Origin of the sequence: Microcystis sp. LE19-195.1E (assembly GCF_027532095.1) — a bacterium.
GTDB lineage: Bacteria > Cyanobacteriota > Cyanobacteriia > Cyanobacteriales > Microcystaceae > Microcystis > Microcystis aeruginosa.
Genome location: NZ_JAPZSZ010000155.1, coordinates 1 through 9,861, shown reverse-complemented (window position 1 = coordinate 9,861; position 9,861 = coordinate 1). Strand labels below are relative to the sequence as shown.

11 protein-coding genes and 2 pseudogenes are annotated in these 9,861 nt (G+C 42.9%); 6 read left to right on the top strand and 7 right to left on the bottom strand.

What is annotated here, in order from left to right; genetic code table 11:
- A pseudogene (locus tag O9300_RS09195) lies at positions 1–123 on the top strand (IS630 family transposase); the annotation flags it as partial.
- Positions 124–535: 412 nt separating this feature from the next.
- On the opposite strand, the gene O9300_RS09190 reads toward O9300_RS09195, so the two are convergent.
- From O9300_RS09190 to O9300_RS09180, 4 genes are all read right to left on the bottom strand, one after another.
- Complete coding sequence (locus O9300_RS09190) at positions 536–1,219, bottom strand: N-acetylmannosamine-6-phosphate 2-epimerase (RefSeq protein ID WP_190723724.1); 684 nt, start codon at positions 1,217–1,219, stop codon at positions 536–538.
- 196 nt (positions 1,220–1,415) lie between these two features.
- Positions 1,416–1,925: an inorganic diphosphatase gene (locus O9300_RS09185; protein ID WP_004162542.1), complete on the bottom strand. Its 510-nt coding sequence runs from the start codon at positions 1,923–1,925 to the stop codon at positions 1,416–1,418.
- Positions 1,926–2,085: 160 nt separating this feature from the next.
- Positions 2,086–2,280 carry a TLTLP motif-containing protein gene (locus tag O9300_RS19680; RefSeq protein WP_012267246.1) on the bottom strand — a complete coding sequence of 65 codons (195 nt, stop codon included), beginning with the start codon at positions 2,278–2,280 and terminating at the stop codon, positions 2,086–2,088.
- Between the two features lie 716 nt (positions 2,281–2,996).
- Positions 2,997–4,175, bottom strand: coding sequence for an AI-2E family transporter (locus O9300_RS09180; RefSeq protein WP_190359395.1), 1,179 nt, complete (start codon positions 4,173–4,175; stop codon positions 2,997–2,999).
- 274 nt (positions 4,176–4,449) lie between these two features.
- On the opposite strand from O9300_RS09180, the gene O9300_RS09175 reads away from it, so the two are divergent.
- Positions 4,450–4,785: a type II toxin-antitoxin system PrlF family antitoxin gene (locus O9300_RS09175; protein WP_190723725.1), complete on the top strand. Its 336-nt coding sequence runs from the start codon at positions 4,450–4,452 to the stop codon at positions 4,783–4,785.
- 2 nt (positions 4,786–4,787) lie between these two features.
- On the top strand, positions 4,788–5,285 hold the full coding sequence (locus O9300_RS09170) for a type II toxin-antitoxin system YhaV family toxin (protein WP_287971366.1): 498 nt from the start codon (positions 4,788–4,790) through the stop codon (positions 5,283–5,285).
- A 556-nt stretch (positions 5,286–5,841) separates the two neighbouring features.
- Here the strand turns inward: O9300_RS09170 and O9300_RS09165 are convergent.
- On the bottom strand, positions 5,842–6,093 hold the full coding sequence (locus tag O9300_RS09165) for a UPF0175 family protein (protein ID WP_002764591.1): 252 nt from the start codon (positions 6,091–6,093) through the stop codon (positions 5,842–5,844).
- A 420-nt stretch (positions 6,094–6,513) separates the two neighbouring features.
- Between O9300_RS09165 and O9300_RS09160 the strand changes: the two genes are divergently transcribed.
- Positions 6,514–6,708, top strand: coding sequence for a hypothetical protein (locus O9300_RS09160; RefSeq protein ID WP_287971365.1), 195 nt, complete (start codon positions 6,514–6,516; stop codon positions 6,706–6,708).
- On the top strand, positions 6,687–6,938 hold the full coding sequence (locus O9300_RS09155; RefSeq protein ID WP_004162546.1) for a type II toxin-antitoxin system RelE family toxin: 252 nt from the start codon (positions 6,687–6,689) through the stop codon (positions 6,936–6,938). The genes O9300_RS09160 and O9300_RS09155 overlap by 22 nt, the downstream gene beginning before the upstream one ends.
- A 125-nt stretch (positions 6,939–7,063) precedes the next feature.
- On the opposite strand, the gene O9300_RS09150 is transcribed toward O9300_RS09155, so the two are convergent.
- Both O9300_RS09150 and O9300_RS09145 read right to left on the bottom strand, forming a co-directional pair.
- Positions 7,064–7,423 carry a DUF5615 family PIN-like protein gene (locus O9300_RS09150; RefSeq protein WP_079209849.1) on the bottom strand — a complete coding sequence of 120 codons (360 nt, stop codon included), beginning with the start codon at positions 7,421–7,423 and terminating at the stop codon, positions 7,064–7,066.
- Positions 7,398–7,700 (bottom strand): hypothetical protein, encoded by a 303-nt coding sequence (locus O9300_RS09145; protein ID WP_079209850.1) that lies wholly within the window; start codon positions 7,698–7,700, stop codon positions 7,398–7,400. The genes O9300_RS09150 and O9300_RS09145 overlap by 26 nt, the downstream gene beginning before the upstream one ends.
- 1,161 nt (positions 7,701–8,861) lie before the next feature.
- On the opposite strand from O9300_RS09145, the pseudogene O9300_RS09140 reads away from it, so the two are divergent.
- Positions 8,862–8,984: pseudogene (locus O9300_RS09140) on the top strand (PEP-CTERM sorting domain-containing protein); the annotation flags it as partial.
- Positions 8,985–9,861: the final 877 nt, after the last annotated feature.

The following is a 9,861-nucleotide window of genomic DNA, read 5'->3' as shown; positions in this document are numbered from 1 at the left end:
CGAGAATTTGAAAATAAAGAAGAACTGGAAAAAGTAGTCAATCAGCTTTTAAATGAAGGGGGATTGATTATTAAATGGAGTAGAAAACTTAAAAATAAGGGTAATGCTGTCAATGTAACTTAAATGCGTAAAAGCTTATCATCGGGTAATTTTGAGAGGTTGCCAAGGGTTCTTTTTTTGACTTGATCTCCTTTTTAGCAAATATGATCCATCCCTGTCTATGGTTCTTCGTTACTTGGTATGGTTCGATCAGGGGGCAGAAATCGGCTAAATCCTTATCTGGCAAGGGACTTAATTGATTAGCTCGTTCTAGATTGAAAACAATTGGCAAAAATCGAAGCAATGTCTTTCTATATAAGGGTTTCACCCCTTATAACTCCCGTCCATTGCATAACACAAACCGAAGAACCGAAAAAAATTAACGGATTGACCGCAGGGATTGCCTATCAGCAATTCACAAACCGGCGGATTTTAATCGCTTTGGTTGTCGCTATTTTAGCAGGTGCGGCGAAACTTTTTGGTTTTTTCCCTCCCATTAATCTTTTGATAAAATTCCTTGTAAAAAAGCGGTAGTTTTTAAATCAATCCCTGTAATTGCCGTGCCAACAACTACCGAATATGCACCAACTTCGAGGGCTTTTTTTGCTTCTGTTGGAGTCGATATTCCTCCTTCACAGATAACAGGAACTGATAACTTATTAACTAATTCTTCTAGGAAAGAAAAACTCGGCGGTGGCAGATTTTTAGTTGCTTCTGTGTAACCGTAAAGAGTTGTACCGACAATATCAGCACCGGCTGCCACGGCATAAATAGCACTTTCGATCGAGTCTATATCTGCCATGACTAATTTACCAGTTTCCTGATGAATACGATCGATAATTGTGGCTAAATTTTCATCATTAGGACGCTTTCTTGGGGTAGCATCCAAGGCAATGATATCGGCACCCGCATCGGCAATAGCGAGAGCATCTTGATATTTGGGAGTAATATATACCGAACAATCGCGATAATTGCGTTTCCAGAGCCCAATTATCGGTATATCCGGCAATTGTTGACGGGTGGCTTTCAGATGAGCGGGACTATCAATTCTGACCCCACAAGCCCCCCTATCCACGCAAGCATGAGCCATGGCGGCAATAATTACAGGATCGTGCAGAGATGACTCCACTGGCGCTTGACAGGAGACGATTAAACCCGATTTTAAGGTTTCTATTCTCATAAATTGGGGTGTAGGGTATGGGAAGTGGGAAGTGGGGTAGTGGGGTAGTGGGGTAGTGGGGTAGTGGGGTAGTGGGGTAGTGGGGTAGTGGAGCATTTGGCTGAAATTTCCCTAAACCCCTAAATCCCTATCACCCTATCTCCCGACTCCTGAATTCTGATTCCTGACTCCACCAACAAACTTTTTGCCGCAAACCCTACTTATAAGCAGCAATACACTGTTCAACTAAAGCGGTTACTGCGTCCACATCTTTCCAACCGAGAATTTCTGTGACTTTTTTCTCTAGATTCTTATAGGTTTTGAAAAACTCGGCGATTTCCTGCAAGCGATGGGGAGAGACATCTTTGAGGGATTTTACCTCAGCATAACGAGGATCTTTAGCGGGAACACAGAGAATTTTTTCATCGCGATCACCACCATCGATCATTTCTAACATACCAATGGGACGCGCCGTAATCACACAGCCGGGGAAAGTAGGCTGATCCATGATCACCATACCATCTAAAGGATCGCCGTCATCGGCGAGGGTATTGGGAACAAAACCATAATCACAGGGATATTGTACCGAAGAATAGAGAACGCGATCGAGAGCAAAGGCGTTTAAATCCTTATCAAACTCGTATTTATTCTTACTACCGGCGGTAATTTCCACTAAAACGTTAATTAAACCGGGTTTCGGTTGGGCAGGAATGCGCGATAAATCCACAAGCTTTCTCCAAATACAAGACAATAGCGCCTTTAGAGTCACCTAAAAGCGCAAGCAAATTAAAAGACACTTTGATTAACTCCGATCCAAATTTTACCCATAAGGGGGATCGGGACGAAGAAAAAAATTTTTATTTTGGCAATCGTCTATCTCAATTCTGTCACCTCATTTGCCTCGTTAGGGAGTAGGATGTGTTACCGGTAAGGGGTTCTTCGGTATAGTTAGGCGTGGAGTTATATCCAATCGCTAACAAGGGTAACGTTAGGGTCAGAATTGCGATCATGGTTCCGAGTAAATTGGCCCACCTATGACTAGGAGGTTCGGAAGTCTTCCCTGACGGGTTGCTTGATTCCATAAAGGGGTCGTGTTGAACTCGACAAGTAAAGAATACGAGAGATATATAGAGCAGTCAGCCATCGGCTTTTAGCTTTTAGCAAATTACTGCTATTTTTTGCCTTTGAGCTTGGTTAACGTCTCGTTAAAAAGCGAAACATTAACGGCAATACTCTCCCTACTAATTATATTTTACCCATTTTTTTCCAGGAGTTCCCTCTGATACTTTTCTTGACGATCTCTCCAGATCATGGTCTGTTGGTGTTTGTCCATGTCATACTAAATCAGTTTTTAATAACTGGATTTAGTATCAATCCACAAAAAAAAATGTCTGAAAGGCTTAAACCTTAAGCGATCCAAACATTTTTTCATTGCAATCGGAGGGTGATATTGACTTTATGTCTTAACTTCGAGCTTACGATAGAAAGCTGGCTGTTAATGTAGCCTATTTAACCAAAATATCGATTTTTTGCTTATTTATCGGGATAGACATTGACCTTTTCTTAAAATTATCCGAGTTTAGAGATAATTGGTTAGCTAATCTCCCAATAAGCCAGGCCCCAGAGACCAGCAAGGCATCCGTCAGGGACGGCGATCAGGGCAAGTGGAGTTAATCTACCAATATCGATATCATAACTCGATCGAGGGAGAAAAGCCAAGAACCTGCGAGAAAATTGCCGATTTCTCCCGGCCAATATTACTGCTCACATCGCCCTAGATCATGCCGTCAGTCATTCTTCAGCGAGAAACCACCTCGCTAGAGGATTCTGATTCTAGGGGGAGAGAGGGTTTAATTATCCCGTGTTTTGTCTCCTCTGGTGTCACTTGACGGATAACCTCCAAAGCTTCCTTGATCATTACTGCCATGGGAACCGCGACAATCACCCCCAGTAAACCGCCCACTCGCGCCCCCGTCAAGACCGAGACCAACACCCAAAAGGGATTTAACCCAGTGACACTGCCCAAAATCCGGGGAGCAATGCCGTTTTCGACAATTTGCTGCACCACTACAGCTACGGCTAAAACTTGCAGAGCTAAACCAATATCCCGCAAAGCTAGTAAAGCTGTCACCGTGACAATGCCGACAGTTCCCCCAAAAGGGATTAAGGCCATGGTGCCAATCAACAGACCGAATAGGAGACCAAAAGGGACTTTAATCGATAAAAATGCCGTGACTAATCCCAGGGCCATGCAGGTGGCGCAAATTACCTGTCCGACAAAGTAATTCTGAAAACTTAAGCGTAGGGTTAGGGAAAAGGGTTGTTGGACGGGTTTGGGCAACCATTGGATAATACTCCTCCAGATATCGGGACTGTGGAGAAGTAGATAAAAGGTGAGGATAATGGTTAGCAGCACATCAAGCACCCGCACCACGGTAAAAACCGTGAGATTAAGGGCTAAATTAACGCTTCTTCCCGCTAAAATTTGCAATTCTGCCCCTAAACGACTGTTAAACTGAGCGATAACACCATCGAAACTGATCGGAATCGGTAGATTCATCGTGTCGATTTTGGTATCTAGTTGCATCAGTTGGCGCTGTCCCGAGTCTAACCATTCCGGCAATCTGTTGACAAATTGCTGTGCTTGGGTGAAGACTAAGGGAACTAGGGTTATTCCCACGGCCACAAAAATTAAAATCGTGATCAGGGAAACCACGATCGCAGCTAAACCCCGTTTTAATCCCTGACGTTCCAACCAAGTCACCGGATAACCCAAGAGAAAAGATAGAACGGCCGCTATCAGTAAAATAACAAATAAAGATTCAAAATAGCCAAAAATTGCCGATAATGCCCAGACATTCAGGACGACAAGTGGTGCAGCTAGAGCAATCACCAGTAAGCGAGATAAGGAATTCAGGGATTGCCACCACGTCTGAACCCAATTGCGTTTCGGGGGGACGACTTTAACTTCCACCATGAAGCCTCTTAAAAGGGTTGTTTCAATACTTGTATTCTGACAGATCGAAGCCGAACCCGCTAACTCAACCGGGGGGAAGTGGGGTGATGGGGTGTGGGATGCTGACAGGTGTAGGTTTACTACAACAACCTTATGGGTGTAACGGGGGCATGCTGCCGACATTTAAGGTGAACGCATCCGTTAGGCTGTAGATCTAGTCACTCCATACTTGACAAGACAATGCAGTTGCATTACTATCAAGATCTAGTTTTTATAGACAGGCTTAGAGGTCGCTATGGCTGCAACGATGGCTCCATGCCCAGAATCCACTCTTACCGATCGCTATCAGACTACAATTCCCGATTCTGTTCGCAAAGCCCTTGGCTTGAATAAGCGTGATAAAATCTGCTACAACATACAGCCTAACGGCAAAGTATGGATTTCCAAGGCTGACGGAGCAGAAGAAAATGATCCGGTGCTTGGGAAATTTCTGAATTTTCTTGCACAAGATATGGAACAGAACCCTCAACACATACAGGCAATTAGTTCTAACCTAGTCAGTCATGTTCAATCTTTGGTCTGTGGGGTTGATCTGGATCTTGATGCACCACTTGTGGATGAGGACGAATAAGGTTGTCTATAGATCAGCCCCTAATAATTAATGGATGGAACATATTTGCTCATCCTCTGTTCCTTGAACAGTTTGAAGAACTTGTGACGCAGGTTGAAGAGCTGCGTCACAAGTTTCCTCAAGATTACAAAAGGAAAAATGCTACAAAGCGTCTAGCTGCCATAGCAAAGTTAGCCTTTGATACTATTCCTCAAGACCCAACTCGCAGTGATTATCGACAGGGAACTGCGCTTGGAGACGATTACAAACACTGGTTTAGAGCCAAGTTTTTTCAGCAGTATCGACTGTTTTTTCGATATCATCAAGAGAGTAAAATAATTCTCCTCGCTTGGGTCAATGATGAAAACTCTAAACGAGCTTATGAGAGTAGTACAGACGCTTATAGAGTCTTTAGAAAAATGCTGGAGACCGGTCATCCTCCAGATGATTGGAATGACCTACTCAAAGAGGCGAAAAGTACAATTAGCCGTTTACGCGAAGCTGCTGAAACCGAAATTTAATGATAGATATGTCTGGACTTACCCATACATAAATACTAAAAAATCAACACAACCCTTATGGAGCTTCTCAGAAAAAATTGAAAAGAGGCTACTGGGTACATTTTTCACTTGAAAATGGCTTTACCGTTGACTGTATCTGGAGTAGAGCGATTCTATAGAGTTGGCTGTATAGCGATCGCTAACCTGATTGTAACAGATAGTGTCATCAATCTCTAGAGTAAGCGATTCCCTCTGTAGCCATGTTTAGATAGCTAGTACATTTACACTGGAGAAGTTCAGTTATATCAAAGAATTTTAGTTATCTGGCTCTTCGGTTTGTCTTATGCAACGTACAGGATTATAAGGAATGAAACTCTTATAGAGAAAGACATTTGGCGATTTTTGTCAATTGTTTTTGATCTAGAGCGAACTAATCAATTAAGTCTCTTGCCAGATAAGGATTTAGTCGATTTATGCTCCCCTATCGAACCATACTAAGTAACGAAGAACCAGCAATTCCAAATAGCCCACTTGATGTAAGTACAGTAGAGGAGAGGTGTTGACAATGACTTGAGGATTAGGCATTGACAATATCTTGTTCCAATTGTTCAGTCGTTAAAGAAAAAGGGGAGACTTGATAACGCCCCAAAATAGTTAAAAATTCTACTCGTGACATTCCGGCTAATTGGGCTGCACGTCCTGAAGATAGTTTGTCAAGTTCAAAAAGTTTAACGGCTGCCAATATTTTTAATTCTCTTGATAGATTTTCAGGAGTTTCTTTGAGACTAATTAAGATTTCTTCAGGAATTTCAAGGGAAATAGTGCTCATTTTCTTTCTCTCTCAATAATTGTCTCTATTCTACACCAATAAAATTAGTCCTTCTCTGTGAGCAGAATCAGTAACGGGTTTCCCCTCTCCAGCCGACAGAATGAGCGGGTGCAGCCTATCTTGTCCTCAAGGGGTTGGAGACCAAGCCTCTACGGCTTTATGGCAATATAATCGTGCTTAATTTGGGTTAGCGATCGCGTTGAGGGGCAGTCAAGGGAGAACGCAAAGGCGAATCCGACATACTGCGCCACAATCCCTCACGGAAGACGATAGTTCGCCTGAGAAGGAGTAAAACAGGGGAAACTAATTGAGATTCCTTCTCCTGTGAATCGATGCGATCGCACTCTTAGGATACACTTATAAATGTGGTAAAATTTAAAATGAAAGCCAGAAAAACAATAAGGAAGTAAGGGCAGTAGCATGAACGACCAAAGTGCTGTAGATATTGAGCAATTCCTAGAGCATTTAGAAACTTCTGAGACGGCTGATGACGTGCTTCCCGAAGAAATTGAAACGGCAGAGAAAGCCTATCAGGAGTATCTAGAAGGGCGCGATCCTGGCAAATCCTTAGTAAAGTTAAAGGCTGAATTAGGATGTGGCGTTACATCATCTTAAAACCAGCCGAGCGTTACCTAAAACGGTTACAGCCTCGTAGCCAAGAGCGTATCTTAAATGAACTGGATCAATTGCTGGTTAGTCCTACTCAGACAGATTTCAAAAAACTTAAAGGACGTGAGGGTTATCGTCTGCGAGTTGGTAATTATCGGGTATTAATGCAAGTCAATCGAGAAGAACGGCTTTTCATTATCACTGAGATCGGTTCTCGTGGTGATATTTATAAATAATACCGAATCCGACATACCGCTCCACAATCCCTCACAGAAGAGGATGTTCGCCAGAGAAGGAGTAAAACGGGGGAAAGCACCTGAGACTGTTTCTTCTGTGAGTCGCTGTTCAGGAAGAGCTAGGATTAGTAGTTCCAGTGGTTCAGGGAGATGAACTGATTAGACAGAGGGATGTTAGCCGTTTCAAGATTGGCGATTGCCTTAACAACCTCCCCTCTACTGAGATTTTTTGAGTAGTCCCTATTCTCATAAATGGCCAAAATACCTGAATGGCGGGGGCTTTCTTGATGGAGGGCTTCAAAATCTCGGCAATTATGAGTTAGCAGGATTCGATTGTTTTGTCGGGCATAGTTCAAGACAACAGGATCAGGCTGTCCAGAAAGTCCTACTTCGTTGACCGTTATGACATCGTGACCAGCAACTCTCAGTATTTTGACAAGAACCTTGGCGAGGGAGTCTTCATCGATGAGTAACCGAAGGCTCAAGCACTACTCCCCTTTCTTCTAAATAACGGCGTTCTTCTTCTGCCTCTTGTTGCAAAAGAGACTGATGGGTTTGGCAATAACAAATAACTTCTTGAATCGCGGCTAAGGGTAAATCCCAATTATCTGCTGCTTCTAGGACGGTATCACCGTTGACCAGCAGATCCGACCAAACTGTATAGGCTCTTAGTTTCTTTCCCTTAAGGTAAAGCTGCTGTCGCCAGGAATGAGGACGCTTCTCTAAATACTGCCATTGGGTTTTTGCTGCGTTGGTGGTCATGGCGATGCCTTGATAAAAGCTCGTATCCCTAGTCTATCATCTGGTTGGTGCGGGGTAATCGTGCTTAATTTGGGTTAGCGATCGAGTTGAGGGGCAGTCAAGGGAGAACGCAAAGGCGAATCCGACATACTGCGCCACAATCCCTCACAGAAGAGGATAGTTTGCCTGAGAAGAAGTAAAACAGGGGAAACTAATTGAGATTCCTTCCTTTGGGAGTCGCTACTAGGGAGAGAAATATAAAGATTTATTAAATTGTAGCTTTTGATACTTTATCGGGGGGGGGAGCGTGTATTGTCCTGTTGTCCGTCTTTGTTGTTGGGTTGGGCTGTTGCTTGACCTAGCTACGAGGGGGGCGATCGCACTCCGAACCTGAAAAAGTAAAACTACAACCTTACACCAACAAAAACACTACTCAGGAGTAAAAAATGAAAAATTGCACATTAGCTTTGGCTCTTGGGACTGCTGTAGTTACTACAGTTCTTAGCTTGGTTGCTGAATCCGCTCACGCTCTTACATTCCGGTTCGATGGGTTACGAACTGATGATGATTCATTCGATTTAATCCTAACCACTGAAGATACACGGCTCTTCTCGACTTTGTGTGATAATTTTTGCTTATGGAATCGTGAAATGCTTACTGGGCAAGACTTTTAGGACTATTTTGCGGATATTCTATCAGTATAGACCTCGTTTCCACACAGAAACCAGAAGAGCCGATACACTAATAACTGAAAGTTATCCGTCTTACACTGACCCTCTGTGGGGGCCACTCGCTGGTACTTCCCCAGCTTATACCTTTACTGGTTACCGAGTCACGTCGGTGTCGGGGACATACACCGACGAAAGCATCACATATCCTATTGTTGGACTTCTTCCAGTTGGTTCGATTGTTTCCGCTGCTGGTGATCAGATTCCTCATTCCCCTACAGACAACCTTTTCAATCCCGATGGTGGATTTGCACCGGACTTCCCATTATTGCCAGTAGGAGACACATTCCGTAAATTTTCTTTTGGTGGTATAGCTTTCAATATCCAAGAAGGAACTTTGATAGAACCCTATCAAGTATTCGCCCGCTCAGATTTTAACTCAACTTGGTCGAACCCACCAGGCTTTTCTGACTATGCAGGCTGTCCCGGTTCTTGCGTTGGGGTTGTAGAAGTGGTGCCTGAACCCACTTCCACTCTCAGCCTTCTCGCTCTCGGCACTCTCGGCGCAGCTTCAACCCTCAAACGCAAACTAAAGCCATCCCAATCCACAGAAAAGGAAACCACAAAAGTCTCCTAAAAACCATCAATAAAAAACTCTCAATCACCCCTTCATTCACTCTCTTGAAGGGGTTTATTTTTACCATCTTTTTTAACCCAAAAAAAATCTCAGTGATCTTAGAAAAGGGTGAGAAACTCGGCTGAATTGATAATTGGAATCCCTTGATAAGTATCGATAATTAAAAAATCACTTTTTTTGCGATCGCAACTCGTGGTTAAATTAATCTGATTTTCGCGTTAAGGTTATTTTGAGACTTCTTCAACGAGAGAATAAGGGTTCTAGCCAACGACAGAATAAGAGTTTCAGCTTATCCCGAACTTACGTTAATTAGTCATCCCAATCTGAATTCCTAGAAAATAAAGTTAATCTAAACATTTGCCTGACTTAGAGAATCTTGATTCTGGTTTTTTTGTAAGAGTTGAATGGGTTGATGAGTAACCAGAGAATAGAGAACATCAGGGTCAGAAACGTTGAATCCTGTAATAACTGGACTTCCCCCATACAGAAATACTAAAAAATTAACAAAACCCTTATGGAGCTTCTCAGAAAAAATTGAAAAGAGGCTACTGGGTACATTTTTCGCTTGAAAATGGCTTTACCGTTGACTGTATCTGGAGTGGAGCGATTCCCTAGAGTTCGCTGTATAGCGATCGCTAACTTGATTGTAACAGATAGTGTCATCAATCTCTAGAGTAAGCGATTCCCTCTGTAGCCATGTTTAGATAGCTAGTACATTTACACTGGAGAAGTTCAGTTAAGCTAAAACGCACTTAAACCACCTAAAATAGAAATAGTAATTTTAGAAAAATCCTACTTATGCCAGCCAAAGATTTCCTAGACTTAGAAGAAAAGAAAAACTTACAAAAAGCTCTTAAAGAAGAAGAAAGAGCAGAGG

What these genes read in the sequence shown, in the direction of transcription:
- O9300_RS09155 (WP_004162546.1), top strand. Translation starts at nt 6,687, where the DNA reads ATGTGGCGTTACATCATCTTAAAACCAGCCGAGCGTTACCTAAAACGG.
- O9300_RS09180 (WP_190359395.1), bottom strand. Translation starts at nt 4,175, where the DNA reads ATGGTGGAAGTTAAAGTCGTCCCCCCGAAACGCAATTGGGTTCAGACG.
- O9300_RS19680 (WP_012267246.1), bottom strand. Translation starts at nt 2,280, where the DNA reads ATGGAATCAAGCAACCCGTCAGGGAAGACTTCCGAACCTCCTAGTCAT.
- O9300_RS09165 (WP_002764591.1), bottom strand. Translation starts at nt 6,093, where the DNA reads ATGAGCACTATTTCCCTTGAAATTCCTGAAGAAATCTTAATTAGTCTC.
- O9300_RS09160 (WP_287971365.1), top strand. Translation starts at nt 6,514, where the DNA reads ATGAACGACCAAAGTGCTGTAGATATTGAGCAATTCCTAGAGCATTTA.
- O9300_RS09145 (WP_079209850.1), bottom strand. Translation starts at nt 7,700, where the DNA reads ATGACCACCAACGCAGCAAAAACCCAATGGCAGTATTTAGAGAAGCGT.
- O9300_RS09190 (WP_190723724.1), bottom strand. Translation starts at nt 1,219, where the DNA reads ATGAGAATAGAAACCTTAAAATCGGGTTTAATCGTCTCCTGTCAAGCG.
- O9300_RS09175 (WP_190723725.1), top strand. Translation starts at nt 4,450, where the DNA reads ATGGCTGCAACGATGGCTCCATGCCCAGAATCCACTCTTACCGATCGC.